Below are 26,454 nucleotides of genomic sequence, written 5' to 3'. Positions count from 1 at the left end.
TGTCTGCGTTCCCCCTGAGTATACCACATATCCGTGACATAAGTATATAATTCCCTATTGAAAGCCTGCCGGTTTGGGGTGGTCTCTGTCCAACCCATCCGATCTGGCCTCCGGTCAATGACGGTCAGGTGCGAACCAGGGAGGCCCCCTCCACCCTGGCGAGGCGGCCGTCGAAAGTGTGCAGTGGTAGCGCTTCCGCCCGGTTGGCCGCAGCGAGAATCATCAGATCCGAGAAACCCGGTCCTCCCTGTCGATAGCGCAGCACCGAGCGGATGACACCGTCGGCGGACTCGAACACCAGGCAGTCCGTCGCAAGTAGTTCCAGGAGTACATCCGCGATCTCGACTCGTCCGAACCGATAGACTCGCTCAAGCACCCACACCACCTCCACTACAGCCTCGCGACACACGAAACCGGGGCGTTCGCGCGTCAACCCTTCCAGCAGTGCCCGGGCTGCCTCAGCCTGCTCGGCGTCGTCTCGTACGAGGTAACGCACGAGTACGTTCGTGTCGATAGCGGTCACGCCCTGGATGCTCCTTCTGCGATGGCGTCATCCATGTCCTCGAGTGTCGCGGCCGGGCCATGATGCTGTAACACCCCGTACAAGCGGTTTATGGGACGCACTCCGAGTAGGCGGACTTGATCATTCTGGATGATGTACCGCACACGGTCTCCCGACTGGATCGAGAGTGCTTGTCTAACAGCCTTGGGCAAGGTCGTCTGCCCCCTCGCCGTAATAGTGGACTCGATCATTCTGTCTCCATCCATTCCTTAATTAAGACAATCAATCCTTACTAGAGAAACTATAGTAAGGCAGATGTGGGATATCAAGGCCCCGATGGAACTATGCATAGTTCGAGGCCGGTTTCCAATCCGACCAGGTGGGCACATTACTTCGGGATCTGAACCACCGGCATCGGGCCGCTTCCGGGGGAGGCCACCAGGTCAGCCACGGGTCCGCGTGGCATCTGCCAGGACATGCCGGCTATCGGGTCGATGAGCCTAAGAGTTTGGTGTTCGTCGATCTCCTGCCGCAGGGCCTCGGCAGCCCTCCGCCTCTCCTGATCGGGCACCAGCCAGAACTCGGCTCTCCGATCCTTGATTACCCGTACGTCTGCGGCACCCGGTAGCCCGCCGGAACCCACAGGCGTGTAGGTGCCCGGTCTGCGTCCTTCCCCGAACAGCACCGTGTTCAGCACGCGGGTTACGTGGAAGGCAGGCCGCGGGTTCGACAACCGGTCGAGGAGCCCGTGCACTACTTTGGTGACGCGGTCGAGATCCTGTAGGGGATCGACATAGATGCGGCAGCCGGGCAACGTTGCGGCTGCGAACAGGGCTTCGGCGACCGCCAGTGCGTTACGTTCATCGTCGGTTTCCAGCGGGACCAGGAAGTCGAGGCCTCCGACGGAGCGAAGGCGGGTGTCGAAGCTCAGGATGTCGCTCCACACCGACTCCGAGTCTTCGACCATGCAGACCGCCCGGTCCAGTTGGACGCCAAGTTCGGTCAGCATCTCGTCGAGGTGTGGTAGCTCCCGCGGTCGGAAGCCGGTCCGGCTGCGCAGATGCACCTTGCCGGTGTCCTCCAGCGCCAGCGGGGCCATTGCAACCCCAGCTCCCGCTTCCCGCAGTTCCGCGAGGGCCTCCAGATCCTCGGTCTCCGGCAGGAACCGGTTGGTCAGTTGTACCTCGATGAAGTCGGCTTCGGATGCCTTGCGAGCGGCAGCAGCTATGTCACCTGGCCTCGGACACAGGACGGTGGCCGTCAGCTGCACCCCTTCGCTCCGCAACACGGCGAGTTGCCCGGCCTGCAGAGCCACATCGAGGTCGTGGATCGGGAACCGCACATGGCGGATACCCGCCTCGACGCACGAGAGCAGGGGGTAGTCGTCGCGGATCCTGTGCCTCACGTGGTTGGGATAGGAGATCGCCCCGTCGCTCTGGTTGGTGATGGGCAGTCGTAGGTAGGTGGCTGCGGGGGAGTGGGGCACATCGACGGTCGTGCCGGTCAGGATCCGGGACCCGGCCGGGTGGTTGGCATGGGTCTCCCCGCTGGTGCGGATGAGATGTACCGAGGTCGCGTCATCGGTGACCCGGACCAGGAAGAAACCGAGCTTGGTGGTGTCGAGCCATCCCCGGTCGGGCGGACACACGTTGAAGGCCTCGTAGAAGCCCGGCCTGGTGGTGGTCGTCGATGGAAGCGTGTACAAGCGGGTGCCGCCGGCTCGGTTGAAGACCTGGAAATGGGTGTGACCGCTGAACAGTGCCTCGACGTCGTAGCGCCTGCACAGGTCCAGCAGCCAGGTCCGGTCCGGGTTGCCGAGCACGTCGTAGCTGCCCAGGCCGGGCTCGTCCTCGTCGACGAGGTATGGCGGAAGGTGCATGAACAAGAAGATCCGGTGCGAGGCGTGGGCGGCGAGGTCGGCCTCCACCCACTCGCGCTGCTCTATCGCCTCGGGGAGGGTGGTGTTCATGATCTGGGAGTTGAGGACGACGAAGTGCGTATCGCCTTCGGTCCGGCTGTAGAACGACTTGCCGAAGTCCTCGTCCCAGCGTTTCAGGAATCCCGGTTCGACCCATCCGGCGGGCACGGTCGGATCCGGTTTGTCCCCGATGTCCATGTTGCCGGCGGCGAAGTTGACCTCCATGCCCGACTCCTCGAACTGGGTCACGGCGGCTCGTCTCCCGGTGTCGAAGAACCGGGATCCCGGGTACTCCTGGGCCAGGTCCCCCACATGGAAGACCAACTCGGACCCGGTGGCCCTGGCCAGGGCCAGCGCCCAGTCACCCCGGTCCGACCACTCGCGCACGATCTCCGGAGTGACCGAGTCGCCCTTGGTCGAATACATGCCCGGATCGACCAGGTGATGGGTGTCGGCGATGACCACGAACTCCAGGGCGGCCTGCGGTACGTCTGAGCGGTCGAAGCTGGGCATCCCTGGACCTCCTGGATTCCGGTGTTTGCATGCGGAGCGGTTTCGTGACCGGTTCCGCTCAGATAGTACGCCGGGCCGTGCAGGGTCGGGCGAGCGTCACTAGCCCTGATTATTCCTGTCCCCAGCACGCCGACTCGGATCAGGCCACTCCAACCACATCTTTGCGAAGCGGCACCCTTCACCTGGCGGTTGATTTCACACCCGGCCGGAAGGCAGGGCCGCCAAACGGCTATGACTCCAGGTCAGGAGCACGGAGCACCCATTCCTGTCACCTGTATAAACCCCCACCATGAATAATTGGGGCTAACTTGTCAATGGACGCCATCGCCCCACGGTGGTGCGGGCAGGACCAGGAGGTAGACCGGTGAGCTTTCTTTCGATCGACCACGTCGGGGTGGCGGTGACCGACCTGGAGGTATCGGTTCCCTGGTGGACCAGGTTCCTCGAGGAGGAGCCCTTCATGCAGGGCACCTGGATAGCCGCCGACGTGGAGGACTACGTGGGCAAGATCGTCGGGTATCCCAACTGTGACATGTCGGGCGCATTCTGGGCGCTGCCGGGCGGTTCGGTGCTCGAGATGCTCCAGTACCACAACCCGCCGCCCGGCCGCGTTGACATGGCTACCTACAACGCCGGGAACACCCATCTCTGCCTGGAGACCGAGGACATCTACCGGGACTACGAACGGATGCGGGACCATGCGGTGTTCGTGTCCGCCGAGCCGGTCCGCTGCGCCTGGGGCAGGTACGAGGGTGCCCTCACCTGCTACCTGCGCGACCCGGACGACATCTCGATCGAGCTGATCCAGTTCGCCGACGGGGGAAGGCCGTTCGAGGTCGAGAGTCCGTTCGTCAACCCTTACGGATAGGCATATGGGATCGGGTCGCCGGGTCCGGGTGGGTGTGATCGGCGCCGGCTCCTGGGCGATCGCCAACCACATCCCGATCCTGGCCGGACGGGACGATGTCGAACTGGTGAGCGCCGTCCGTACCAACCGTGAGGCGCTGGCCATGCTGGCTGACAAGTTCGGGTTCGGACATGTCAGCCACGACTACCGGGACGCGTTGGCGCTCGACTTGGACGCCGTGGTCGTGGCCAGCCCGGCGGGGCTCCACTACGAGCATGTGAGAGCGGCGCTGGAGGCGGGCGCGCACGTGCTGTGCGAGAAGCCCTTCACCACCGAACCGGACCACGCCTGGGAACTCCATGGCATCGCCTCGGAACTCGGCCGCCACCTGGTCCTCGCGCTCGGCTGGAACTACCGTCCCACCGCCGTAGAGGCCAAGCGCCTGATGGAGGATCCCGGTGTCGGAGAAGTCCAGCACGTCCTGGTGGCCATGGCCTCCGGCCTGCGCGGGCTCCTCCACGGCACGGGGAGCTACCGGGGCCAGGATGCATTCTTCCGACCTGCCCAGGAGACCTGGACCGACCCCAGGCTGTCCGGCGGCGGGTACGCCCCGGCGGCCCTGAGCCACGCCCTCGGGCTGGCGTTGTGGGTCACGGGCCAGCGTGCTTCCCAGGTCTTCGCCTTCATGAACAACGAGGGCGCCGCCGTCGATCTTCATGACGCGATCAGCGTCCGGTTCCGCTCGGGAGCCACGGGTTCGATATCCGGAGCGTCGTCGCCACCCGGCGGGAGCGCGGTCGACCACGAGGACGCCCCATGGCCCAGGCACCAGCTGCAGGTCCGGGTGTACGGCACGGAGGGCCATCTCGTGGCCGATCTGGAACGGGACTTCCTGTGGCTCTTCCGCGACGACGGCAGGGATGTCAAGGTCGACCTGCCACCCCACGCCGGTCTCTACGGGTGCGAGGACCCACCCAATGTGCTGATCGATCTGGCCCTCGGAAAGGCGGCGGAGAACAGATCTCCCGCTGACGTGGGAGCCAGGACCGTAGAGTTGCTGAACGCCGCCTACGAGAGCGCGAGCACCGGAGCGGTCGCTCAGGCGTCTCAGGAGGTCTGATGGAGTCATCGGAGGCGAGCCTCGACACATCAGAGCGGGTGAGGATCGTTTTCTTCGGTGTGGGCAGCGTCGCGACTGCGGCGTTGAACCTGTGCCTCCAACGCTCCTGGGTGGACGTTGTCGCTGCTGTCCGTAGCCCTTCATCGGCTGCCGGCCGGCCGACCGCCGGTGCCTGGGCCGGGGTGCGGATCCGGACGGACCCGGAAGCCATGCTCGAAGAGGCGCGCCCCGACGTCGCGCTCGTGGCGACCAGGTCCGAACTCGACTCCGTCCTGCCCCTGATCCGGCTGTGTGCCCGGAAGGGTGTTCACGTCGTGAGCACCAGCGAGGAACTCGCCTGGCCGGATGTCGAACAGCCCGGAGCCGGCGCCTCGCTGCAACGGGCCGCCGAGGAAGCCGGAGTGGTGATCGCCGCCGCCGGCATCAATCCCGGCTTCGCCTTCGACGCCCTCCCCCTCGTCCTGGCCGCGGCCGCCTGGGATGTCTCGAAGATCGTGGTCCAGCGCACCCTTGACGCCTCGGTGTTCGGCCGCGACGTGCACCGCTCGCTGGGCATCGGCTACACGGAGGCCGGTTTCAGGGACGCCGTCCGGTCCCGCAGGGTCCGGGGACACATCGGCTTCGCCGAGAGCGCCCGTGTCATCGCCGACGGGATGGGGTTGGAGATCGAGCGGTTCGAAGAGGAGATCGAACCGGTACTCGCAGATCGCGCCCATGTCCTGGCTGGTTACACGATCGAACCGCCCAAGACCGCGGGCGTCGTCCAGCTGGCCACTGCGCTGGTTGGGGGACGTGAGTGGCTCCGGTTCGAACTCTCCCTGCACGTGGCTCCGGGCGAGGTCGATTGGGAGACCCGCGACCGCATCCGGATCTGCGGGGACAACGAACTGGAACTCACGATGGAACCGGGTATGCCGGCCGTGTCCACCACCGCGGCCCTGGTCGTCAATGCGGTTCCCGGCGTCCTGGCGGCCCGGCCCGGTTTCTACCCGCCGGGACGCCTACTTCCCAACCCGCCGTGGCTGGCGGGAGGCCGACCCCCGGACGCTCGATGATGCTCGCACGGCCGAGGGGTGGCGCAGTTGTTCAGTCGAGGTGCCAGACCTCGTCGGCCCAGTAGAGGTTGCCGTCCTCGTCCACGAGGCTGAGGATCACGTCCTCGAACCACTTCGACCAGCGGGCGTTCACCTCGGTGGGTCCGATCTTGCCGAAGGCGGTGGCCACGTCGGGGTGGGCCTCCACGTAGGCGATGACCTGGGTGCCGCGGCGGAACAGGCTGTAGTTCTTGAGCCCGGCCTTCTGGATCTCCTCGACAAGTTCGGGCCAGATCTCATCGTGGCGCTTCTTGTACTCGTCGGCCTTGTCCGGATAGATCTCGAACGTGAAGCACGCTCGTTCCATGGAAGCCTCCTCCAAACCGTCTGGGTGCCGGCTCGAATCTAGCAGTGTATTTCGTAAGGGCTATGTGGCCCGGTGCTGCGGGAATGTGACCGGCCGGGAGCCGCGATTATTGTTCGGACGGCTCGGTGTCGACAGCGGATGGGAGGGTTCATGGGCGCGAACGATCGGGTGCGGGTAGGTGTGATCGGCGCCGGCTCTTGGGCGGCGAGCAACCACATCCCCGTGCTCAAGGCGCGGGACGACGTGGAGCTGGTGGTGGCCGTCCGCAAGGGCTGGGATGCGCTCGAGATGCTGAAGGACAGCTTCGGGTTCGAGCACATCACCGAGGACTACCGGGAGGCTCTCGAACATGATCTGGACGCGGTGGTGGTGGGGAGTCCGTCGGTTTTCCACCACGAGCACGCCAAGGCGGCTATGGAGGCCGGCGCCAACGTCCTGTGCGAGAAGCCGGTCACCATCGATCCCGCCGAAGCCTGGGATCTCGATGCCACGGCCAAGGCGCTGGGCCGGCATCTGATCATCTCGTTCGGCTGGCACTACCGGCCGACCGTCATCGAGGCTAAGCGCATGATGACCGAGGACGGCGGGGTAGGGGATATCGAGCACATCCTGGTGGCGATGGCCTCCGGAACCAGGGAACTGCTGAAGGCCACCGGCGCCTACGAGGGCTCGGCCTCCGACTTCATGCCCGATTGGGACACCTGGACCGACCCGGCCATGTCCGGAGGAGGCTATGCCCCCGCGCAGCTGAGCCACGCCATGGGACTGGCCCTCTGGCTGAGCGGGGAGCGGGCCAAGGATGTGTTCGCCCTGATGAACAACGTCGGCGCCCGGGTCGACCTGCACGACGCCATCAGCATCCGCTACCAGTCCGGCGCCACCGGGGTCCTGAGCGGCGCCAGCTGTCCCAGCCAGGCAGGTATCGGCGACATCGCCGACGAGCCGTGGCCCCGCCACCAGCTGCAGGTGCGCTTCTACGGCTCCGAAGGACAGCTGATCGTGGATCTGGAGCGGGACTTCCTCTGGCACTTCCGCGAGGACGGGGTCGATGCCAAGCCCGAGCTGCCCGATCACGCCGGGCTGTACCAGTGCGACGGTCCGCCCAGCACGCTGATCGACCTCACCCAAGGCAAGGACGTGCCCAACCGGTCACCGGCCGAGGTAGGCGCCAGGTCGGTCGAGGTGGTAGCGGCCGCCTACGAGAGCCTTAGGACGGGAGGATTGGCCAGGGTCTCCGGCGTCGAGTAGCGGCCTTCCACAGACCCTGCCATGAGGGTCGGGATCGACACCTACTCGTACCATCGCTTCTTCGGCGAGATAAGGGAGGGTGAGGAGGATCCCGGAACCCGCTGGACGACCTGGGACTTCCTCGACCGGGCTGCCGAACTCCGCGTGGCAGGGGTCAGCCTGGAGACTTGCTACCTGGATCTCGATGATCCGGTTTTCCGGGATCGTCTGGCCCTGACCCTGGACGAGGCCGGCCTCGAAGCCGTCCTGGCCTGGGGCCATCCCGGAGGCCTGGAGATGGGTAGGTCCGCCGAGAGGCTCGATGACCTCCTCCGGGTCATCGACCAAGCCGTAGCCATGGGGGTGCGTCTGGTGCGGCTGGTGGTCGGCACCTTCACCCACTGGGGAAAGGAGCCGCCCCATGTCTCGGTGGAAAGACTCTTACCCAGGGTGGAGGCAGCGTGTCGGCACGCCGCGGAGGTCGGAGTCCGGTTATCGATCGAGACCCACACCGCCCTTCCGGTCGATGCCCTGTCCGATCTCGTGCGCCGGGTCGAAGCACCCAACCTCGGCGTGGTGCTCGACACGGCCAACGTGGTCCGGGTAGGCAGCGATCTGCCGGAGGCCACCCGCTTGCTGGCGCCCCTGACCGACATGGTTCACATGAAGGACCTGGATCTCTCTGAGGCCGGGTTCGGCGACCCGGGAGGATGGTGGCCGTGCACGTCGCTCGGTGCGGGCGATCTAGACCTTCAAGGCGTGCTGGCCGAACTCCGGTCGGAGCAGTTCGACGGCCTGATGTGTGTCGAACTGGCCACGCTTCCGCCCGGAAGCGACGAGGACCGCATGGTCGCCGAGAGCATCGCCTGGCTGCGCGAGGCCATCCGACTCAACTGACATCCGCCGCTGCTCGGTGGTGGCCGGAGCCGGCAGCCGGATCGGCGTGGCAGGCCGCAACCAAGGACGCAGCAACCCACCGACGAGCCCGTGTGCGGGCCGACGGCGGTTGTTCCTCGTGCTTCGAGACCGGGATCTCCTCGGTACGGGATGAGTGCCCGCACAATCCGCGCTTCCACCCGGGCTCGTCGGCGGCTGCCCCGCCATTGACATAAGAATGAGAATCATTATCATTATGGGAGCGACTATTGAAAGGGCACTACTTCACCATGGTCAATCTGAGGATCTTCGAGTTCCTGTCCCCACGGAGCATCCGGGTCTGCGTCGTGGTTGCGGCACTATTCCTGGTAGCGACCGCATGCGGTGGCGAGGACGCGGGCGACACCACGGCGGCCACAACCACCACCGCGGCCACAACCACCACCTCCGCGCCCCCTGCAACCGAGGAGCACGAGGACGAGCACGAAGAGGACGACCACGAGCACGAGGACGAGCACGAAGAGGACGACCACGAGCACGAAGACGAGCACGAAGAGGACGACCACGAGCACGAAGAGGACGACCACGAGCACGAAGAGGACGACCACGAGCACGAGGAAGACGACCACGAGCACGAGGACGAGCCCATGACCCTGACGGTCACGGACGGAAGCGGGCGCGAGATCACACTCGACACTCCTGCCGAGCGGGTCCTGTGCGTGCAGGACAACTGCACCGACCTCACCTCCGACCTGGGAATAGTGCCTGTCGCCCAGCATCGAGGCGATGGTTGGGGTAGTGCCGCCGCCTACTACGGCGACGGAGCTGCTGACATTCCGGTGCTCGGTGATCGTATGTCCGTGGAGGAAGTCGCCCAGTTCGAACCCGACCTGATCATCGGACGGGTCGGTGAGGAAGAGGTCCGGGACGCTCTCGAAGTCGTCGCCCCGGTGTATCTGGTCGATATCGGCGGCGTCGAGACTCTCAAGGAGGGATGGATCGATGTGGGCATCCTCACGGGCAGGGAAGAAGAGGCGACCGCGGCCATCGCCAGGTTCGAGGCCAACGTCGCAGCCCTGGCGGCCGATCTTCCCGCCGGAGCCGTGGACACCCGGGTGGCCGTCGGATTCGGAGACACCAACTGGATGATCTGGGACTCGTCCTCGTTCTGCGAGTTCCTCCATTCCGAGGGGGCCGGGACGTGTGCCTTCCCGGACCAGGGCGAGTCCGAGTACGGATCCCCGGACAGCGAGTTCTCCTGGGAGTTCATCGTGGAGACGGATCCCGAGGTTTGGGTCATGATCACCTGGCCCGGAAGCGCCCGCTACGACACCGTCACCCAGGAAGTGTGGCTCAACACCACCGCCCACCGCGAAGGCCGGGTGTGTGAGGAGGACTCGGCGGGTGCCTTCGGTCACGGGCTGCTGATGCTCCAGTGGGCGTACCAGTGCTACCTGAATGCCGGCTGGCCGGCCATCTACGACCATCCGGGAGATCTATCGGTTTGGATGCCTGCTGCCTAGGTGGGATCACCCACGGGGGGCAAGCCGGTTAGGGGAGGGTCGTCGGTCTCTCGACCCTCCCCTAGCTCCGACTATTCCTGTTCTCAGTCCTTCGACGCGGATCAGGCCACGTCAAGCACATCACTTGCGAAGTAGCCACCCTTCACCCGGCGGTTGATTTCACACCGGCCGGGAGATAGGGCTGCCAAAATTCCTATAACCCCAGGTCAGGAGTGAGGAGCACCTATTCCCGTCACCCCCACAAACCCCCATCCATGAATGATCGGGGCTCACTGAGGAGGCGTTCCCTGTTCCGCGGCAGGTCGGCCCGGGCTGCCATCGTGGTGCTCCTCATCGCCTCCCTGTGCGCAGCGGTGGCCGTGGCGTCACTCATGCAGGGAACCCCCGACCTGTCGGTCGGGCAGGTACTGGACGCACTGTCCGGATCGGGCACGTCCGAGGGAAACCAGCGGTTCATCGTCCAGAACCTCCGGCTTCCGAGAGTGATCGGCGGACTGGTGGCCGGTGGCATGCTCGGCGTTTCGGGCGCGGTGATGCAGGACACGCTCCGGAACCCCCTCGCCGGTCCTGAGCTGATCGGCGTGTCCGCAGGAGCCTCGCTGGCAGTCGCCACCATCGTCGCCTTCCGGCTCCCGTTTCCGGGTATCGCCCTGCCGCTGGCCGCTCTCGCGGCCGGGCTGGCTACGGGCACGTTGATCCTGTCGTTGGTGAGCCTCAAGAGCAACCCCATGCGCATGCTGCTCGTCGGAGCAGCGTTCACGGCCCTGCTGAACGCGCTGGTGATAGCGGTTATAACGCTTGCTCCCAACTTCGGAGGTGTCTCGATCATCTACCGTTTCCTAGTCGGGAGTCTCTCCGACATTCAATGGGAGGAGGTGCGCTTGGTGGCCCCCTGGACCATTGCTCTGCCGGTTGTATTCCTCCTCGCCGGAAGGCCTCTGAACATCCTGGCCCTGGGTGACGAGATGGCTGAGGGCCTCGGTGTCGGCGTCCGGCGTACCAGGGCGCTTCTCTTCGCCGCGGCGGTCCTGCTGGTGGCGCCGGTGATCGCCATTGCGGGGCCGATCGGATTCGTGGCACTCGTATCCCCCCACATCGTCCGCAGGTTGCTGCGGACCTCGGACGCCCGGATCGTCCTCCCGGTTTCCGCCGCGGTGGGGGCGATCCTCGTTGTGAGCGCCGACATGGCTGCCCGGCTCGCCCTCCATCCGCACGAGATCGCGGTCGGTCTGTGGACGGTCGCGTTCGGCGCCCCAGCATTACTGGTGCTCATGCAAAGAGGGCTGGTGCGGCGAAGGGCCATTCCTTGACCGTCACCGCCACCGTCGACCGGCGCCGGAAAACCGGCGTCACTCCGGAGGTCCGGTCCCGGCAGGTACTAGTGGCGCTCGGCGCGTTGCTGCTGGCCGTAATGTTCGCCTACGTGATGCTGGGCCCGGTCATATTCGGTCCCGATCTCGTCCTCAAAGCCCTGATCGATCAAGCGGAGGAGCTTCACCACCGTATCTCGGTGTGGGAAGTGCGGGTCCCCCGTGTCCTGATCGCCGCGCTGGCCGGGGCCATGCTGTCCTCGTCCGGGGCGCTGCTCCAGTCGGTTCTCCGGAATCCCCTGGCCGCTCCCGCGACCGTCGGGGTGACGCAGGGCGCCGTCCTGGGTGCGGTCCTGGCCCTGGTGATCACCTTCGGGTCGGAGGGGGCGCTGAACGATCTGAACGCCCTGGTGCCTCTGGCGGCGATTGCGGGTGGTCTGGCAGCAGGAGCCATCGTCTACGTGCTCAGCTACTGCCGCGCCGGCACCGATCCCATCCGGCTCATCCTGACCGGGGTGGTAGTTGCCGCCGCGCTCTCGGCGGTCACGTCGTTCATGGTCCTGATCTCGGGTAGCCACATCGACTCGATCGTCAGGTGGCTGGTGGGATCGCTGAGCACGCGGACGTGGGACCACCTGGTCTTCCTGGTGCCCGTCGCGGTCCTGGCCCTTCCTCTGGTGGTACTGGTCATACCGCTGGCCAATGCGCTCCAGCTGGGAGACAGCACGTCGGTGAGCCTCGGACTGCGTTCCGAGTTGGCCCGTGCGTTCATCCTCATGACGGCGGTCGTGCTGGCGGCCGGATCGGTATCCGTGGTGGGTGGTGTCGCCTTCCTGGGCCTCATCGGTCCTCACCTCGCTCGCACCCTGGTGGGCTCGGACCTGCGGAGGCTGCTGGTCTGCTCCGCTCTGGTGGGCGCAATCATTCTCGTGGCCGCCGACCTTCTCGCTCGCGTCTTCTCGCTCGACTGGATCCCGTTAGTCGACATCCGTACCGAAAGCGGTAGCCGTATCCCGGTCGGCGCCTTCACGGCCCTGGTGGGAGCACCGTTCTTCCTCTATCTCATGCGGGAGCGCACGCGATGACCGGGAGGGAGCCGATGGTCACCGACCCCGCCATCCTGACCGAGGGAATCTCCACCGGATATGGAAGGCATGTGGTGTCACAGCGCCTCAGCCTGACTGTGGGGAGGGGGACGAGGACGTCACTGGTGGGTCCGAACGGGTCGGGGAAGAGCACCACCCTCAAGACCCTGGCGCGCCTGCTCGCACCTCTGGCGGGCACCGTTTACCTCAGCGGCCAGGACATAAACGACCTGCCGACCCGGCAGGTGGCTCGCCAGATGGCGATCCTGCCGCAGGTGCACGAGGTCCCGGCCGAGCTCACCGTGGTGGAGTTGGTGGAGCAGGGCCGGTTCCCCCATGTGGGCGCGCTCGGCATGCTCCGCCGCCAGGACGATGAGGCAATCGAAGAAGCCATCCGGCTGACCCGCCTCCAAGACTTCGTCCACCGGCCCATCGACACGCTGTCCGGGGGCGAGCGCCAGAGGGCCTGGATGGCGCTCGCCCTCGCCCAGCAGACCGAGATGCTCCTGCTGGACGAGCCCACCACCTTCCTGGACGTCGGTCACCAGCTGGATCTGCTGGAGCTGGTGTCAAGCCTGAACCGAGACCGTGGGGTGACCATCGTCATGGTGCTCCACGACCTCAACCATGCGGCCAGGTTCTCGGATCGTATGATCGCCATGTCCCGCGGTGAAGTGGTCGCGGACGGGGCTCCCGCCGAGGTGCTGACACCGCGTCTGCTACGGGATTGCTTCGGGGTCGAGGCGGCCGTGGTCACCGACCCGAAGACCGGCTCACCGATGTGCATACCCTACGCTCCGATCCATTCCGGCAGCGATGGACAGGAGTTGGACGAATGAACCAGATGAGAACCGGATCCGGCGGTCCTCCAGTTCCTCCACCGTCCATGCGTGCCGTGCAGGAGGCGGCCCGCCGCATCGAAGGAGTGGCGTTGCGCACGCCGCTGCTGAAGTACAAGACGATGGAGCAGGGAGAACCCGTCTGGCTCAAGGCGGAGTGTCTCCAGCCCGCAGGGTCCTTCAAGCTCCGGGGCGTGCTCAACTGGGCGAAGTCGCTGTCCCCCGCCGAAAGGGAGAGAGGGCTGAGCACGCAGAGCGCCGGCAATACCGCTCAAGCCCTCGGGTACGTGGCCCGGCTTCTAGGGGTCCCGGCCAGGAGCCTCCTGCCGGACAGTGCCCCGAGAGTGAAGGTCGACGGTGTCCGCTCCTACGGTGTCACGCCGGTGCCGGTGCCGTTCTCGGCACTGATGGACTACGTCTTCGACCGGGGGTGGGAGCGGGAACCGTACAGCTACCTCAACCCGTGGGGTGACCCCTCGATGCTGGCGGGTTCGGGAACGATCGGAATGGAGATACTCGACGAGCTGCCCGAACTTGCGGCCGTCTACATACCTGTCGGTGGCGGCGGTCTGGTGGCGGCGATAGGCAGCGTGATCAAGGAACTCCGGCCGGCTGTGGAGGTGGTGGGAGTGCAAAGCTCGGCCTGTCCCTCGCTGGGAGCGGCCATGGAGGCTGGCAGGCCCACATGGGTTCAGGCAGGGGAGACCATCTGCGACGGCACGAGCGTGCCGGTGGTGGTAGACGAGATGTACCCGCTGGTGAGTTCGGTGGTGGACAGGGTGGTCGTAGTCTCGGAGGACGACGTTCGTGCCGCCATCGCTCGCCTGGCGTTGGGGAACAAGCTGGTGGCGGAGGGTTCCGGCGCCATGTCCCTGGCCGCCGCGCTCGGCGAGCTGAGGGATGGCCCCGTCGCCTGCATCGTGAGCGGCGGGAGCATCGGCGCCGACCGCCTGGCGGAGATACTCACGACCCCGGCCGAGGGATGATCGGGGGTAAGTCCGCCCTATGAGTGGTGGGTGGACCGGGCACAGGCTTCTTTCTGAGTTGGGTGTTCGCCCTGTTATCAACGCGCACAACGACCTGACGGGGCTGGGCGGCAGCCTCCCCCCGGGAACGGTGCTCGAAGCCGTGTCGGTCGCCAACGAATCCTTCCTGGAAGTGGAAAGCCTCTCCGACGCGGCCGGCGAGGCGATCGCCGGGATGCTCGGGATCGAGGCAGCAATGGTGACCCCTGGAGCCGCGGCCGCGGCAGTCCTGGCCACGGCGGCCTGCATGACCGACGGAAGGAAGGACCTGGTGGCGCGGATCCCCGATACAACCGGGCTCCGCAACGAGTTCGTGGTCCAGGCCGGAAGGCGCACTTTCTACGATCGGTGTCTCGAGGGCGCCGGCGGCAGGATCGTGCCGGCCGGCGACGAGCGTTCCACCACGGAGGAAGACATCGAGAAGGTCATCGGCGAGCGGACGGCCGGGATCTTCTTCTACGCTCCCGGCGCGCCCAACGTGGTTCCGTTCGACCGGGTTCTCGAGATAGCCGGGCGCCATCGTCTGGCGGTGATAGTCGACGCGGCCGAGCAGGTCTACCCACTCGAGAACTTCAGCAAGTACGTTCGCGCCGGCGCCGACTTCGCCACCTACAGCGGGAAGTTCTTCGGCGCCGGTTCGATGGCGGGCATTCTCACCGGAACGGCCGCCCGCATCGCGGCTGCTCGCAGGAACAGCTACCTGGCCTTCGAGGGGCCTGACGCGCAGGCATTCGGAAGGCACATGAAGGTCGGTCGCGCCGAGATATTGGCGGCCTACGCAGCTCTCAAGAACTGGATGGAGATGGACCACGGCCGGCGCTTCCGGCACTACCGGCGGCTCATGGAGAACATGCGGGCTCGCCTCCAGGCGTTCCCGTTCCTGAGCTTCTCCTACGAGGACGGCTCCGTTACCGCCGATCCGAAACCGCCGGACTCCCTTCGGGTCACGTTCGACCGCTCCCGCTCACCCAGGACCCTGGCGGACGTGGTCAGGGAGCTACACGACGGGGAGCCGTGCATCATCCTTCGCCCTCACTACCAGTGGGTTGACCCGGAGCGGGACTATCTCGACGTTCGCGTCTCCACCTTGCAGGCCGGCCAGGAGAAGGTCATCGCCGACAGGTTGGCGGAGATCCTGGGAGGATGATCGGCACGTGATCCGGCGCCAGGGGCCTTCTCCCCTCTACTACGAAGCGAGCCCGAACAACCCTCCCACCCTGCGCGTGGAGCCGGGCGAGGTGTTCGAGGTGTCCACCCAGATGAACCGGGGTCCGGACATCTCCGCCGTGCCTGACGACCTTCGGGAGGAGTGGTCGGAACACCACTCCTACGAGGTCGAGGGCGCCAACCCGTCCTCGGGAGCCATCTGGGTGGACGGAGCCGAGCCGGGAATGGCGGTCGAGGTCGTGATCGAGGACATGGAGCTGGCGCCGGTCGGGTACACCACGTTCGCGGGGAGCAACCGGCTCTTTCCGAGCTCACCCGTTCCGGTCGGAGACCTCGCCGCGGCGCGTGTCGTCCGGATACGTGGCGACCGCGTGATCTGGAGTCGGGGATTGACCATCCCTACCCGACCGATGGTGGGGATGGTGGCCGTTGCCCCCGCCCACGAAGCGCAGTCGACGGTGCGGGTCGGCAACTGGGGCGGGAACATGGACGTGCAGGAGGTCGGGCCGGGCGCCAGGGTGCGCCTGGTCGTCAATGTCCCCGGCGCCCTGCTGCATATCGGCGATGTTCACGCCGTGCAGGGCGACGGCGAGGTCTCGGGTACCGGTATCGAGACGAGTGCCCTCCTGCGGCTGAGGGTCCACCTCATGCAACGGCCGGCCGAGATGATCTGGCCCCGGATCGTCACTTCCGATCGTATCTTCACGGTGGCATCCGACCGGCCGGCGGAGAGCGCCCTCAGGGTGGCGGTGACCGAGCTGATCCGCTGGCTCCATGCCGACTACGGGCTCGAACCCCGAGAAGCCGTCCTGCTACTGAGCCAGGTCCTCGAGGCGCGCGCCACCCAGGTGGTGAACCCGACGGTCACCTACGTCGCAGGTGTCAGACAGGAACTCCTCCGGGGACTCGTTTGATCTGCGGAAGGGGTCCCCTCGTTCGACGGGCTAGCCGTAGTTGGTGCGGCGCCGGACCGGGTTCGGCATGCGAGGCGTGACCATCCAGGCCGGTCGCAGGATCGAGCCGGATGAGCTCTGAGCAGCAACCGGCCATGCGGGAGCGGTACCGGCGCGCGGAAGCGATGCTCTATCGGAATGTCAAGTCCCTGGTGCTCAACCTCGAGACGCAGGTGCGATGGCTACCGGATTCCACCGCTTTCTGGTACCGCTCCGAATCGGCATCGGGCCACCGCTTCATGCTCGTGGACGCGCAGACCGGTCGCCAGCGAGAAGCGTTCGACCACCGGATGGTGGCCCAGGCTCTCTCGGTGGTCGTCGAGAGGGAGGTCGAGCCCGAGCGGCTCCCGTTCGAGACCTTCGAGTTCGTGGCCGGTGGCTCCCGGATAGGTTTCACCGTGGATGACGGCCGGTGGGAGTGCCGGCTGGATGGCTCCTCGTTGCGGGAACGGTCCGTCCCAGGAGGAACCCGGCGGGGAAACGTGTCACCCTCCGGGAAGTACGATGTGACGGTGACCGGGGGAGACCTGGTGCTGCTCGATCACGCCGAAGGCGGGTCGGCAACTCTCACCGATGATGCGGAGGCCGCCTTCGGCTACGGGTCCCCTCCGGAGGGTCGCAACTCGGCGGTCACCGACCGTCTCAAGAACCGGACCGTCACCCCGAGGGTCATGTGGTCTCCCGACGAGCGCTACATCTTGACTCATAGACTCGACGAGCGGCGGGTCGGGACGATGCATCTGTGGCAGCCGTCCCCGCCGGGCGGGTCGCTGCGACCCCGCATCCACTCCTACCGCCAGGCCCTGCCGGGCGATCCCGAGTTGCCGCTTGCACACCTGGTCGTGTTCGAGACCGGGACCGGTCGGCGCGCCGACCTGTCGTGGGCTCCGCTGGAGTCGTCGTTCCTCACCCCCATCGAGCTGGGTCACGCTTGGTGGTCCACCGCTAGCGACGCGGTGTACTTCGTGGATTGGGATCGAGACCGGCGCTCGGTCCGGCTGGTCTCGGCCGATCCGGCGACCGGGGGATGTTCGGTGCTCGTGAAGGAGGAGAGCGAGACTCCGATCGACCTCAACGCTCTCTACTACGGCCGTCCCAATGTCTGGGTCAGCGGGGATCGCCACGAGATCATCTGGTACTCGGCCAGGAGCGGCTGGGGCCACCTGTACCTGCTCGACGGTGGTGGTCATCCCGTCAGGCAGCTGACGAGCGGCGATTGGCTGGTCACCGACCTGTTGAGGGTCGACGAGGAGACCCGGACCGCCTACTTCATGGCCACGGGGCGGGAAGCCTCCAGGGATCCGTACTACCACCACCTCTATGCGGTAGGCCTTGACGGAGGGGCGTCTTGCCTCCTGACGCCGGAGGACGCCGCCCACGGGGAGTGGCCCCCCTGGGTGGACTTCTCGCCGGATGGACGCTATTTCGTGGATCGTTTCTCGCGGATCGACCAACCGCCCAGGACGGTCTTGAGGCAGTCGTCGGGCGAGTTGGTGGCGCGGATCGTCGAAGCCGACGTCTCGGCCCTGCTGGCATCGGGGTGGCGGTACCCCGAACGGTTCACCGCCAAGGCCAGCGACGGCGAGACCGATCTCTACGGGATGATCGTCCTGCCCTACGACTTCGATCCGGCTACGAAGTATCCGGTTGTCGAGAGCATCTATCCGGGCCCACAGGCCACGAGAACCCCCCGCGGCTTCACCGACCTGGTGGGGGAGAGCACCCGCTGCCTGGCTGACCTCGGATTCGTGGTCTTGACGATCGATGGGGCGGGGACACCGGGGAGGTCTAGGGCCTTCCTCGACGCGCCGTACGGTGGGCATGGAGAGGCGGGAGGTCTGGCCGATCACGCGGCGGTCCTGGCGCAACTGGCTGAGACCAGACCGTATCTCGATCCCGATCGGGTCGGCATCTACGGCCACTCGGCCGGCGCGTACGCCGCGGTCCGGGCGATGCTGGAATACCCCGACCTATATCGGGTGGGCGTGGCGTCTTCCGGCAATCACGATCAGGCGCTCACCAACGTCACATGGGGTGAGCGTTGGGTCGGGCCGTCGCCTGGACCCGGCTGGGATGCCCAGGCCAACCGCACGCTGGCGGGGAATCTTCGAGGCAAGCTCCTCCTGGTGACAGGGGACCTGGACGACAACGTCAATCCCGCCGCGACCTTTCAGTTGGTCGATGCTCTGATCGAAGCGAACCGGGATTTCGACCTGCTGGTGCTTCCCAACCGGAACCATGACTATGCCGGAACGTGGGGTACCTGGAACGAGGATCCGTACTTCACCCGCCGGCGCTGGGACTACTTCGTGGAGCACCTACTCGGAGAAAAGCCGCCCCCGGGATACCGGGTTGGCGAACCTGGTTGAGTTTCGCGTTTGCGGGTGGCCGGGGCCGCAATCGACAGACTCCGGTGGCGCCGCGAGGTTAGAGCGCGGCGGCCGGTACTCGGGGAACGTGGCGCGCGCCCGGTTCGGATAGGGTGGACGTATGACTTCCAAGCTGTGGCTGATCGGGATGATGAGTTCCGGGAAGACGAAGGTGGGCCGGAGGCTATCCGAACGTAGCGGGTTCCCTCTGGTGGATACGGACGATCAGATCGTGGAGCGGGCCGGGATGACCATCCCCGAGATGTTCGCCACGCATGGCGAGCCCGCCTTCCGGACCATGGAGTCGGAGGAGGTGGCGCGGATCGCCGGGGGCACGGAGCGGCTGGTGGTGGCCACCGGCGGCGGCGCCATTTTGGACGAGGCGAACCGCTCCGTGATGCGGGATACCGGACTGGTGGTGTGGCTCAAACCCTCCATCGCTTCCCTGATCGCCAAGGGCAAGACCAAGAACCGCCCTCTGCTGCTGGGCCATGACGACCTGGCCGCGCGCTACACCGAGATCTGGGAAGCCCGCAAGCACCTGTACGAGGAAGCCGCCCACATGAGCATCCCCATGGACGGGAAGACCCGCAAAGAGGCCGCCGAGGAAGTCTGGAGACTCTGGCAAGCACGCTGATGGCCGCCTTCAGACCGGGGGCGGGGAGGCCGTGGGGCGGGTGTACTCGGTCGCCAGCAGCGCCTTGCCCGAGCGGCTGAGCAGCGCCGCCGCCACCCCCGCCAGCGTCATCGCGCCGCCCGCCACATGGACCAGGGTCACGCCTTCCCCCAGGAAGACCCAGGCCATGGCGGCTGCCAGGAAAGGCGCCGGCAGGTACATGAGCGGCGGGACGTTCGCCGGCACCCAGCGCAGGCTCCAGGAGAGCAGCATGGCGCCCATCCCTCCGGGCACCACCACCACTCCCACCACGTGGAGCATGTCCGCGCCGGACAGGTCCCAGACGGCGGCGCCGGTGACGAAGCAGAACAAGGACACGAACAGGGTGCTGACCACCAGCATGCCGACCATCAACGGGATGGTGTCCATGGTTGCGCGCGCCCGCTTCATGCTCACGTACTGGAAAGACCAGCAAAGGACCGACATGGTGCCCAGGGCGATTCCCACCGGGTCGCCGTCCGGACCCGTCGATCCTCCGAGGATGACCACCCCGGACCCGAGGATCGCCACGAGGGTCCAGAGACGGAAGCGCAGCCCGGGACGTTCCCCGAACATCGGGATCGCCCACAACGCGATCAGGACCGGGTTGAGCATCGTCAGCAACGAGATGTCCGCCACCGAAGTGAACTTGACCGCGGCCATGAAACAGACCATCGAGACGGCGTTGAAGAAGCCGGTCCAGAAGGGAATCCTCCACTCGCGGCCCCGCGGGAAGGCTAAACGGATGCGCCCGGCCAGCGTGACCCCGGCGAAGATTGCCATGATCCCGATCCAGGACCGCCAGAACGCGAACACGGGACCGCTGGTCGATGAGGCCTGGATGAAAACGGGCGCGGTGCTGAAGGCCACCGCCGAAATGCTGAGCAGCAGCAAGGGCCGGCGCGATCCCAGCTCGCGCAGTTGCCCGATCGCAGTCGAGGGTTTCAACACCTGCCCGGCATCCGATCCCGAGTTGCTCCGGGTCGCCGTTCCACGGCGTCAGACGGACATCGCTCCAATGGAGTCACGAATCGGATCCTCCCGCGGGGAGGTGATGGCGCGCGATCACTCAAGGGCTTCGATCATCGACACGTCATAGGGATGGAGGACCCGGTCGGCGGTCACCAGAGCCAGGGATTCGAGTTGTGCCTGGGCAACCAGCATCCGGTCGAAGGGGTCACGGTGGTGAGGCGGGAGAGCGGCTGCGTGTTCGGTATGCCGCGCCGAGATCGATAGAGCTTCGAACCCCTCGGCCTCGAGCCTTGCCGCCAATCCGTCCGGGAAGGAGACTTTGCCGAGAGCCTTCTTGATGCCGAGTTCCCAGGGGGTAACGGCGGAGAAGAACACCTGATCGGCGCGCTCGATGGAGTTCCGGCATGCCGGCCCCAACGAGGGGTTTCCCTCCAGCCACCAGAGCGCTACGTGACTGTCGACCAGCAGTCTCAAGCCTTCCCGCCTTCGGCCGACTCGGAGAACATCGCAATGACATCCTCATCGGGTCCGACGATGTCGCCGTGGTACTTCACCTTGCCTGCCCACGTGCCCGGGCGGCGTTCGGGGCGTGGCGGTGGCCACGCGATGATCTTGGCGACAGGTTGTCCGTTGCGGGCGACGACGACCTCGCCGCCTTCCTGGACTCTGCGGATCAACTCCGAAAGTCGCGACTTGGCTTCATGAGTGTTCACTATCGTGGTAGCCATGGACATAGCTTAGCCAGACCAGACTAAGAGTGTGGTGGTAGTTGCAGCAACACACAAGACCATTCAGAATGACCGAGGTGACTCGGGCTTTCTCGACCTACGGGCTAAGAAGAGAGCACCGGAAGCGTCATGGGTGACCGAGAGGCGCACGATCACCGAGTAATCACCCGCACGGAAGCAGTAACCGACGGATGACGCGGAGTTAATGATGGCTCTACACAGGTTGATGAGCGCGTACCTACTCATCGTTGCCATCGCGGTGGCGGTGCACTTCATGGTGTTCCCGCTGTACGCCTACGACTCCGATGGAGAGACCATCGGCTCCGCGCTCAACGTATGGCATGTGCTCGACGTGTTCATGGCCGCCGGTTTGGTGCTGATGATGGTGACCACCTGGCGGGAGAAGCGCAGGTACGAAGGCGACAGTTCGGGGGACCTTCGCCCGTGGCTCCGATCCAACGTGATGTTCTACGGAACGGTCCTGGTCGCGCTGGCCTTCGTCCCCAACTGGTTCGAGTATGCATGGGGGTGGAACTCGAAGCCCATCGTGTGGCACGTGATCGACACCGTCCTCCCCGTCATGTTCGCAGTCGAGGCCTACCGGCTGTGGCGAGCCACCTCGGTCTGACCGGTCCCCTTCGCCAGGAGTCCATCGGTGTCGGAGGGTGGCGGGTCACCGTACAGGGCGTTCTTGAAAAGACGGGGATGGGTTGGCCCACCTCGACTCGGCGTATCAATGCCGGCTATCGGGCCAATTGGACATTTTGAGTACCCTGCTGGTCGCAACACGTCGGAGGGAGCGGTATGCGCAGGATGCGGATGAACCAAGCGATCGCCATGGCGCTGGCCGACGAGATGCGCAGCAACCCCGATGTGGTCGTGTTCGGCGAGGATGTCGCGGTGGCCGAAGGCCCCTTCAAGACTTCCGCGGGGCTTCTCAAAGAGTTCGGGCCCTCGCGGGTGCGGGACACGCCGATCTCGGAGATGGGTTTCATGGGCGCCGCCGTGGGCGCCGCGTCGACCGGGCTCCGTCCGGTGGCGGAGATCATGTTCATCGAGTTCATCGGGGTGGCGCTCGACCAGCTGGTCACGGAGGCGGCCAAGTTCCACTACCTGTCGCGGGGGACGGTCTCGGTGCCGCTCACCGTGCGGGGTTCGATAGGGGCCGGCCTCGGTTTCGGGTGCCAGCACTCCCAGACGCTGGAATCCTGGATGTACAGCACGCCGGGGCTCAAGCTGGCGGTTGCATCGGGTGCCCACAACGCCTACGGGCTCCTCCGGGCGGCCATCCGTGACGACAACCCGGTCGTCTTCCTGGAGCCTCGGGTTCTGTACGCCAAACGGGAGCCGGTACAGACAGGTGAAGACGCCATCATTCCGCTCGGTCGGGCGGCCATTGCCAGGGAGGGGTCCGACGTCACCGTGGTGGCTCTCGGAGCTATGGTCTCCGCCGCTCTGCAGGCCGCCGAGGGAGCATCCTGGTCGGCGGAGGTGATCGACCTCCAGACCCTGGTCCCCTACGACAAGGAGACCCTGGCGCGGTCAGTCTCCAAGACCGGGCGCCTGGTCACGGTGGAGGAGAACCCGCTCACCGGCGGTTGGGGCGGCGAGATAACCGCCTTCGTAACGAGCGAACTGTTCGGAGACCTCAAGGCTCCGCCCATCCGGATCACCTGCCCGGATGTCCACGTACCGTACGGGAAGGAGTTGGAGCAGCGCTACCTTCCCGGTCCCGACTACATAACCCGCCAGGTCGGTTCGCTTATGGAGACCGGAACCCGCCCCGCCCACTGGTGGGAGAGTCGGGAGGTGGTGGCATGAGCGGCGCCGGCGTATCACTCGATCGGCGGCTCCGGCTCCAGTCGGACCGGGTCGGACGCTACGAGGCCATGTGCGAGATACGGGCCTTCGAGGATCGGGTCCAGGCCATGTTCTTCGAGGGCGCCGTCCACGGCACCACCCATACCTGCCAGGGTCAGGAGGCAGTAGCCGTGGGGATCGCGGCGGCCGCCCGGCCCACCGACACGGTGACCTGTACCTATCGAGGCCACGGTCACGCCCTGGCGTTGGGCGTGCCCCCGGTCACGGTGCTAGGGGAGATCATGGGACGGAGAGCCGGCTCGGTCGGCGGCGTGGGCGGATCCATGCACCTGTGCGACACGTCCGTCGGCCTGCTCCCGACATTCGCCATCGTCGGCGCCGGCATCCCGGTGGCGGCCGGCGCCGCCCTGACGGCCCAGGTGAAGGGCACGGACGATGCGGCGATCGCGATCTTCGGGGATGGGGCCTCCAACATCGGCGCCTTCCACGAGGGGCTGAACCTGGCCGCCATCTGGAAGCTGCCGGCGGTGTTCGTGTGCGAGAACAACCAGTACGGGGAGTACAGCGCCATCCACCTGACCACCCCGATAGAGGACATCGCCGACCGGGCGGCTTCCTACGGCATCCCGGGCCACGTGGTCGACGGCCAGGATGTGGACGTGGTGGCCGCGGCCGTGGGCGAGGCTCTGGCAAGGGCGCGGGCGGGCGAAGGGCCGACGCTGCTCGAGATGAAGACCTACCGCTACGCGGGCCACTCCCGGGCCGACACCGCCCCCTACCGGCCGGAGGGTGAGTTCGACCGCTGGTACGAGCGCGATCCGATCAATACCTACCGGAGCCGCCTGATAGAAGAAGGGATACTCACGACCGAGGAGGCCGGGGAGATCGAGGCTCGGGCCGCCCTACGTGTCGTGGAGGCCGAGGCCACCGCCTCAGCCGGTGACCCGGCGACGGTGGGCGACATGTTCCGGCACATCTACGCCCCGTAGCGGAACCGACGCGTGGGAGGCGAGGACCGCGCGCCGAGGCCGCTGAGCCGGCCACTGGTAGATTGTCCGATACCGGGTACAGGGAGATCGATATCCGTAGCAACGTGAAGATGCCGAAACTCGGCGAGACCGTCGACGAGGTGCTGGTTCTTGAATGGACGGTCGCGGTGGGGGACGTCGTGTCCCAGGGCGACACCCTGATGACGGTCGAGACTGACAAGGTGGAGGCCGAGCTTCCATCCCCGGTATCCGGAACGATCGTGGAGTTGCTGGTCGATATCGACGACGAGGTGACCGTCGGTACCCCCGTCTGCACCATAGAGACCTGAGCCGGTGGTCGTCGGCCGTCGATCCCCGGGGCCGACCACACGTTGAGCCCTCCTACTCGAGTCTTGACCTCGAGTCTTGACTCCTAGGTCATCACCCAGCCGCCGTTGATGTCGATGGTGGCGCCGGTGATGAACGCGGCTCCGTCACCAGCCAGGAACGAGACCAGATCGGCGATCTCCTCGGGCTGGCAGGATCGCCCCACGGGTATCTGGCTTATGTAAAGGGCCCTGTCGGCATCGGTGACATGGCTGGTCATGAAGCCCTCGACGAACCCGGGCGCCACCGCGTTGGAGGTGACGCCGTAGGCCCCGTAGTTGCGGGCGAAGTTCTTGGTCAGCGAGATCATCGCCGCCTTGGTCGCGCCGTACACCGCAGAATCCGATACGCCGCCCGTGCGGGCGCCCACGCTGGAGATGTTGATTATCCGCCCCCAGCCGCGCTCCTTCATGCCCTCAACCACACCCCGGCAGAGGAGGAAGTTGGCGCGCAGGTTCACCGCGATCGTGTAGTCGAAGTCGGCCACGGTGAACTCGGGTATCGGCTTGTGGAAGAAGATGGCGGCGTTGTTGACCAGCACGTCGACCTCGCCGGCCTCGGCGACGAGGCGCTCGCATTCGGCGGGATCGGAGAGGTCGATCTCGATGTAGCGATCCGAGTCATCGTGCTCGTGCTCGATGATGTCGGCGCCGATCACGCGCAGGCCATCCCGGCGAAGGACGCGACAGATCGCCGCGCCCATTCCGCGGGCCGATCCCGTAACCAGCGCCGTTCGCCTCATCGCTTCTGCTCCACCCCCTTAGTCCTCAGTCGTTGTCACCGGCCACTGACCACTGACCCCTAGATCCGGTAGGCCCTCTCGGCGTTTCCGGAGAAGAGCGCCGTCTGCTCGGACTCGCTGTAACCGGAGATCAGCTCGCGGTAGGCGTCGACGAGCACGGGGTAGGTCGAGTAGTCCTTGTCGACCGGCCAGTTGGTGCCGAAGAAGCTCCGCTCCACCCCGAACACCTCCAGGCAGCACTCCACCCACGGCTTGATGGTGTCGAGCGTCCACTTCCGCCCGGCCATGTGGTCGCCCATGCCCAGGCCGGAGATCTTCATGTAGACGTTGTCCATGCCCCTGAACTCGGCGATGCCCTTCTGCCAGTTGTAGAAGTACTCGGCGGTCCGCTCCTGCGGGAAGCCGGCGTGGTCGACCACCAGGATGATGTTGGGGAACTTGGCGGCCATGGCCGCTGCCTTGTGCATGCTCTCCCAGAAGACATCGAGGTCGTAGACGAGGTTGTACTTCTCCAGCAGGGCGTATCCGCGGTGGAAGTCGGGGTCGACCAGGTAGTCGCCCTGCGCGAAGTCGCGGAGGCCGCGGAAGTTGGCGTACTCGACGTGACGCTCGATGGTCCCCTCGACGTCGGGGCTCTGCATGCGGGCGTCCCCCACGATGGCGAGCGGGTAGCCGGTGCGGTCGATCATCCCCTGGAGCCACTTGGTCTCCTCCACCGGGTCCTCGCTGCCGATGGCCGCCTGCACGTGAACCGCCTTGGAGACGCCCGAACCCTCGACCTCGGCCATGAACTCGTCGATCGCGTACTGCTTCATCGACTTGAGCAGAAGCGTGTCGCCCAGCTGCGGATGGATGAAGTCGTCCTCCAGCCAGACCCAGGTCAGCGTGGGATGGGGCCGCTCCCAGAAGTGCACGTGCGTGTCCACGAAGCTGACATCACTCATCTTGGGCCTCCCCGGGTAGTGGTCTGGGTCGGAAGAATAGCCCGTGCAAGGTACCCGGAATCGGGACCCGCGCGGCTCCGGCTTGTGGTCTGTCTGCGGAACGACTTGGCGTGCTCTGGCGGTCATCGGCGCCCCTCGCTGCGTTCCGCTTCCTCAACGTGCCGCTGCGGGCACGCCTTCGTCAGCGGGCCTTGCGAGGCACACCGCTGCCGACGCCACACCACACCGCCGCTCCACAGACAGACCACCGATTTCTTTCGATTAACCTGCGGGTACTCATGTCCGGGGCGATGCCGGTCGTGCTTGCTGGTTCCCCGGCGAAGACGGGGAGCTTTTCAGCGATCAGAGGGAGGATTGATGCGAAAACTCAAGTTGCTGGTGGTCATAGCGGCCCTGTCGCTGGTAGCCGCCGCGTGCGGTGGCGATGACGAAGAACCGGCGGAGACCACTGCCGCTCCTGCCGCTACCGAGGCCACCACGGCGGCCGCTACCGAGACCACCGCGGCCGCTGCTCCGACGGCTATGGCTGATATGCCTGCTGTGTGTCAGGGTTATGACGGGA

28 protein-coding genes are annotated in these 26,454 nt (G+C 66.0%); 19 read left to right on the top strand and 9 right to left on the bottom strand.

Translation table 11 applies throughout. From position 1 onward, the window contains the following. Positions 1-124: 124 nt before the first annotated feature. The 3 genes from OXK16_12145 to OXK16_12135 form a co-directional block, all read right to left on the bottom strand. Positions 125-523, bottom strand: a complete 399-nt coding sequence (locus tag OXK16_12145; GenBank protein MDE0376692.1) for a type II toxin-antitoxin system VapC family toxin — start codon at positions 521-523, stop codon at positions 125-127. Continuing rightward, on the bottom strand, positions 520-753 hold the full coding sequence (locus OXK16_12140) for a type II toxin-antitoxin system PrlF family antitoxin (protein MDE0376691.1): 234 nt from the start codon (positions 751-753) through the stop codon (positions 520-522). Before OXK16_12140 ends, OXK16_12145 begins: the two co-directional genes overlap by 4 nt. 137 nt (positions 754-890) lie before the next feature. Then, positions 891-2,933 carry a metallophosphoesterase gene (locus tag OXK16_12135; protein ID MDE0376690.1) on the bottom strand — a complete coding sequence of 681 codons (2,043 nt, stop codon included), beginning with the start codon at positions 2,931-2,933 and terminating at the stop codon, positions 891-893. A 364-nt stretch (positions 2,934-3,297) separates the two neighbouring features. Between OXK16_12135 and OXK16_12130 the strand changes: the two genes are divergently transcribed. The 3 genes from OXK16_12130 to OXK16_12120 are packed head-to-tail and all read left to right on the top strand — an operon-like array spanning position 3,298 to position 5,955. After that, a complete protein-coding gene (locus OXK16_12130) occupies positions 3,298-3,801 on the top strand; it encodes a VOC family protein (GenBank protein ID MDE0376689.1) in 504 nt (167 codons plus the stop codon). A gap of 4 nt (positions 3,802-3,805) precedes the next feature. Then, on the top strand, positions 3,806-4,900 hold the full coding sequence (locus OXK16_12125; protein ID MDE0376688.1) for a Gfo/Idh/MocA family oxidoreductase: 1,095 nt from the start codon (positions 3,806-3,808) through the stop codon (positions 4,898-4,900). Beyond that, positions 4,900-5,955, top strand: a complete 1,056-nt coding sequence (locus tag OXK16_12120) for a hypothetical protein (GenBank protein MDE0376687.1) — start codon at positions 4,900-4,902, stop codon at positions 5,953-5,955. Before OXK16_12125 ends, OXK16_12120 begins: the two co-directional genes overlap by 1 nt. A 31-nt stretch (positions 5,956-5,986) precedes the next feature. Here OXK16_12120 and OXK16_12115 read toward each other — a convergent pair whose 3' ends face one another. After that, entirely contained in the window at positions 5,987-6,301 is a 315-nt protein-coding gene (locus OXK16_12115; protein MDE0376686.1) for an L-rhamnose mutarotase, read from the bottom strand. A 150-nt stretch (positions 6,302-6,451) separates the two neighbouring features. Between OXK16_12115 and OXK16_12110 the strand changes: the two genes are divergently transcribed. The 11 genes from OXK16_12110 to OXK16_12060 all read left to right on the top strand — a co-directional run bounded on the left by OXK16_12110 (position 6,452) and on the right by OXK16_12060 (position 19,312). Then, positions 6,452-7,549: a Gfo/Idh/MocA family oxidoreductase gene (locus OXK16_12110; protein MDE0376685.1), complete on the top strand. Its 1,098-nt coding sequence runs from the start codon at positions 6,452-6,454 to the stop codon at positions 7,547-7,549. A 21-nt stretch (positions 7,550-7,570) separates the two neighbouring features. Further along, a complete protein-coding gene (locus tag OXK16_12105) occupies positions 7,571-8,425 on the top strand; it encodes a sugar phosphate isomerase/epimerase (GenBank protein ID MDE0376684.1) in 855 nt (284 codons plus the stop codon). A gap of 248 nt (positions 8,426-8,673) precedes the next feature. Beyond that, positions 8,674-9,927 (top strand): ABC transporter substrate-binding protein, encoded by a 1,254-nt coding sequence (locus OXK16_12100; protein ID MDE0376683.1) that lies wholly within the window; start codon positions 8,674-8,676, stop codon positions 9,925-9,927. A 254-nt stretch (positions 9,928-10,181) separates the two neighbouring features. After that, entirely contained in the window at positions 10,182-11,237 is a 1,056-nt protein-coding gene (locus OXK16_12095; protein ID MDE0376682.1) for an iron ABC transporter permease, read from the top strand. Then, on the top strand, positions 11,234-12,322 hold the full coding sequence (locus OXK16_12090; protein ID MDE0376681.1) for an iron ABC transporter permease: 1,089 nt from the start codon (positions 11,234-11,236) through the stop codon (positions 12,320-12,322). The genes OXK16_12095 and OXK16_12090 overlap by 4 nt, the downstream gene beginning before the upstream one ends. Continuing rightward, positions 12,319-13,161 carry an ABC transporter ATP-binding protein gene (locus OXK16_12085; protein ID MDE0376680.1) on the top strand — a complete coding sequence of 281 codons (843 nt, stop codon included), beginning with the start codon at positions 12,319-12,321 and terminating at the stop codon, positions 13,159-13,161. Before OXK16_12090 ends, OXK16_12085 begins: the two co-directional genes overlap by 4 nt. Further along, the gene (locus tag OXK16_12080) at positions 13,158-14,147 is read left to right on the top strand and encodes a pyridoxal-phosphate dependent enzyme (GenBank protein ID MDE0376679.1); all 990 of its coding nucleotides are present in this window, start codon (positions 13,158-13,160) and stop codon (positions 14,145-14,147) included. The genes OXK16_12085 and OXK16_12080 overlap by 4 nt, the downstream gene beginning before the upstream one ends. Positions 14,148-14,205: 58 nt before the next feature. Then, positions 14,206-15,333, top strand: a complete 1,128-nt coding sequence (locus tag OXK16_12075; GenBank protein MDE0376678.1) for a hypothetical protein — start codon at positions 14,206-14,208, stop codon at positions 15,331-15,333. 7 nt (positions 15,334-15,340) lie between these two features. Next, positions 15,341-16,267 carry an acetamidase/formamidase family protein gene (locus tag OXK16_12070; GenBank protein ID MDE0376677.1) on the top strand — a complete coding sequence of 309 codons (927 nt, stop codon included), beginning with the start codon at positions 15,341-15,343 and terminating at the stop codon, positions 16,265-16,267. Between the two features lie 110 nt (positions 16,268-16,377). Then, complete coding sequence (locus OXK16_12065) at positions 16,378-18,675, top strand: DPP IV N-terminal domain-containing protein (GenBank protein MDE0376676.1); 2,298 nt, start codon at positions 16,378-16,380, stop codon at positions 18,673-18,675. A gap of 121 nt (positions 18,676-18,796) precedes the next feature. After that, complete coding sequence (locus tag OXK16_12060) at positions 18,797-19,312, top strand: shikimate kinase (protein MDE0376675.1); 516 nt, start codon at positions 18,797-18,799, stop codon at positions 19,310-19,312. Between the two features lie 9 nt (positions 19,313-19,321). On the opposite strand, the gene OXK16_12055 is transcribed toward OXK16_12060, so the two are convergent. The 3 genes from OXK16_12055 to OXK16_12045 all read right to left on the bottom strand — a co-directional run bounded on the left by OXK16_12055 (position 19,322) and on the right by OXK16_12045 (position 21,030). Further along, entirely contained in the window at positions 19,322-20,281 is a 960-nt protein-coding gene (locus OXK16_12055; GenBank protein MDE0376674.1) for a DMT family transporter, read from the bottom strand. A gap of 114 nt (positions 20,282-20,395) precedes the next feature. Further along, complete coding sequence (locus OXK16_12050) at positions 20,396-20,776, bottom strand: type II toxin-antitoxin system VapC family toxin (protein MDE0376673.1); 381 nt, start codon at positions 20,774-20,776, stop codon at positions 20,396-20,398. Next, positions 20,773-21,030, bottom strand: coding sequence for a type II toxin-antitoxin system prevent-host-death family antitoxin (locus OXK16_12045; GenBank protein ID MDE0376672.1), 258 nt, complete (start codon positions 21,028-21,030; stop codon positions 20,773-20,775). Before OXK16_12045 ends, OXK16_12050 begins: the two co-directional genes overlap by 4 nt. 208 nt (positions 21,031-21,238) lie before the next feature. Between OXK16_12045 and OXK16_12040 the strand changes: the two genes are divergently transcribed. The 4 genes from OXK16_12040 to OXK16_12025 all read left to right on the top strand — a co-directional run bounded on the left by OXK16_12040 (position 21,239) and on the right by OXK16_12025 (position 24,169). Continuing rightward, the gene (locus OXK16_12040; GenBank protein ID MDE0376671.1) at positions 21,239-21,658 is read left to right on the top strand and encodes a hypothetical protein; all 420 of its coding nucleotides are present in this window, start codon (positions 21,239-21,241) and stop codon (positions 21,656-21,658) included. A 191-nt stretch (positions 21,659-21,849) separates the two neighbouring features. Next, on the top strand, positions 21,850-22,851 hold the full coding sequence (locus OXK16_12035; protein ID MDE0376670.1) for an alpha-ketoacid dehydrogenase subunit beta: 1,002 nt from the start codon (positions 21,850-21,852) through the stop codon (positions 22,849-22,851). After that, positions 22,848-23,840, top strand: coding sequence for a thiamine pyrophosphate-dependent dehydrogenase E1 component subunit alpha (locus OXK16_12030; protein MDE0376669.1), 993 nt, complete (start codon positions 22,848-22,850; stop codon positions 23,838-23,840). The genes OXK16_12035 and OXK16_12030 overlap by 4 nt, the downstream gene beginning before the upstream one ends. A gap of 110 nt (positions 23,841-23,950) precedes the next feature. After that, positions 23,951-24,169, top strand: a complete 219-nt coding sequence (locus tag OXK16_12025) for a hypothetical protein (protein ID MDE0376668.1) — start codon at positions 23,951-23,953, stop codon at positions 24,167-24,169. A gap of 83 nt (positions 24,170-24,252) precedes the next feature. Here the strand turns inward: OXK16_12025 and OXK16_12020 are convergent, their stop codons facing one another. Continuing rightward, positions 24,253-24,948, bottom strand: coding sequence for an SDR family NAD(P)-dependent oxidoreductase (locus OXK16_12020; protein MDE0376667.1), 696 nt, complete (start codon positions 24,946-24,948; stop codon positions 24,253-24,255). 59 nt (positions 24,949-25,007) lie between these two features. Next, complete coding sequence (locus OXK16_12015) at positions 25,008-25,892, bottom strand: amidohydrolase family protein (protein ID MDE0376666.1); 885 nt, start codon at positions 25,890-25,892, stop codon at positions 25,008-25,010. 357 nt (positions 25,893-26,249) lie between these two features. Between OXK16_12015 and OXK16_12010 the strand changes: the two genes are divergently transcribed. Further along, the coding region (locus OXK16_12010; protein MDE0376665.1) for a hypothetical protein at positions 26,250-26,454 on the top strand (205 nt) is incomplete at its 3' end.

This window comes from bacterium (assembly GCA_028821235.1).
Lineage (GTDB): Bacteria > Actinomycetota > Acidimicrobiia > Spongiisociales > Spongiisociaceae > Spongiisocius.
This window is presented reverse-complemented; position numbering and strand designations above follow the sequence as displayed.

What these genes read in the sequence shown, in the direction of transcription:
- OXK16_12105 (MDE0376684.1), top strand. Translation starts at nt 7,571, where the DNA reads ATGAGGGTCGGGATCGACACCTACTCGTACCATCGCTTCTTCGGCGAG.
- OXK16_12020 (MDE0376667.1), bottom strand. Translation starts at nt 24,948, where the DNA reads ATGAGGCGAACGGCGCTGGTTACGGGATCGGCCCGCGGAATGGGCGCG.
- OXK16_12040 (MDE0376671.1), top strand. Translation starts at nt 21,239, where the DNA reads ATGGCTCTACACAGGTTGATGAGCGCGTACCTACTCATCGTTGCCATC.
- OXK16_12035 (MDE0376670.1), top strand. Translation starts at nt 21,850, where the DNA reads ATGAACCAAGCGATCGCCATGGCGCTGGCCGACGAGATGCGCAGCAAC.
- OXK16_12140 (MDE0376691.1), bottom strand. Translation starts at nt 753, where the DNA reads ATGATCGAGTCCACTATTACGGCGAGGGGGCAGACGACCTTGCCCAAG.
- OXK16_12115 (MDE0376686.1), bottom strand. Translation starts at nt 6,301, where the DNA reads ATGGAACGAGCGTGCTTCACGTTCGAGATCTATCCGGACAAGGCCGAC.
- OXK16_12015 (MDE0376666.1), bottom strand. Translation starts at nt 25,892, where the DNA reads ATGAGTGATGTCAGCTTCGTGGACACGCACGTGCACTTCTGGGAGCGG.
- OXK16_12135 (MDE0376690.1), bottom strand. Translation starts at nt 2,933, where the DNA reads ATGCCCAGCTTCGACCGCTCAGACGTACCGCAGGCCGCCCTGGAGTTC.
- OXK16_12110 (MDE0376685.1), top strand. Translation starts at nt 6,452, where the DNA reads ATGGGCGCGAACGATCGGGTGCGGGTAGGTGTGATCGGCGCCGGCTCT.
- OXK16_12030 (MDE0376669.1), top strand. Translation starts at nt 22,848, where the DNA reads ATGAGCGGCGCCGGCGTATCACTCGATCGGCGGCTCCGGCTCCAGTCG.
- OXK16_12125 (MDE0376688.1), top strand. Translation starts at nt 3,806, where the DNA reads ATGGGATCGGGTCGCCGGGTCCGGGTGGGTGTGATCGGCGCCGGCTCC.
- OXK16_12085 (MDE0376680.1), top strand. Translation starts at nt 12,319, where the DNA reads ATGACCGGGAGGGAGCCGATGGTCACCGACCCCGCCATCCTGACCGAG.
- OXK16_12060 (MDE0376675.1), top strand. Translation starts at nt 18,797, where the DNA reads ATGACTTCCAAGCTGTGGCTGATCGGGATGATGAGTTCCGGGAAGACG.
- OXK16_12045 (MDE0376672.1), bottom strand. Translation starts at nt 21,030, where the DNA reads ATGGCTACCACGATAGTGAACACTCATGAAGCCAAGTCGCGACTTTCG.
- OXK16_12065 (MDE0376676.1), top strand. Translation starts at nt 16,378, where the DNA reads ATGAGCTCTGAGCAGCAACCGGCCATGCGGGAGCGGTACCGGCGCGCG.
- OXK16_12025 (MDE0376668.1), top strand. Translation starts at nt 23,951, where the DNA reads ATGCCGAAACTCGGCGAGACCGTCGACGAGGTGCTGGTTCTTGAATGG.
- OXK16_12095 (MDE0376682.1), top strand. Translation starts at nt 10,182, where the DNA reads ATGAATGATCGGGGCTCACTGAGGAGGCGTTCCCTGTTCCGCGGCAGG.
- OXK16_12120 (MDE0376687.1), top strand. Translation starts at nt 4,900, where the DNA reads ATGGAGTCATCGGAGGCGAGCCTCGACACATCAGAGCGGGTGAGGATC.
- OXK16_12080 (MDE0376679.1), top strand. Translation starts at nt 13,158, where the DNA reads ATGAACCAGATGAGAACCGGATCCGGCGGTCCTCCAGTTCCTCCACCG.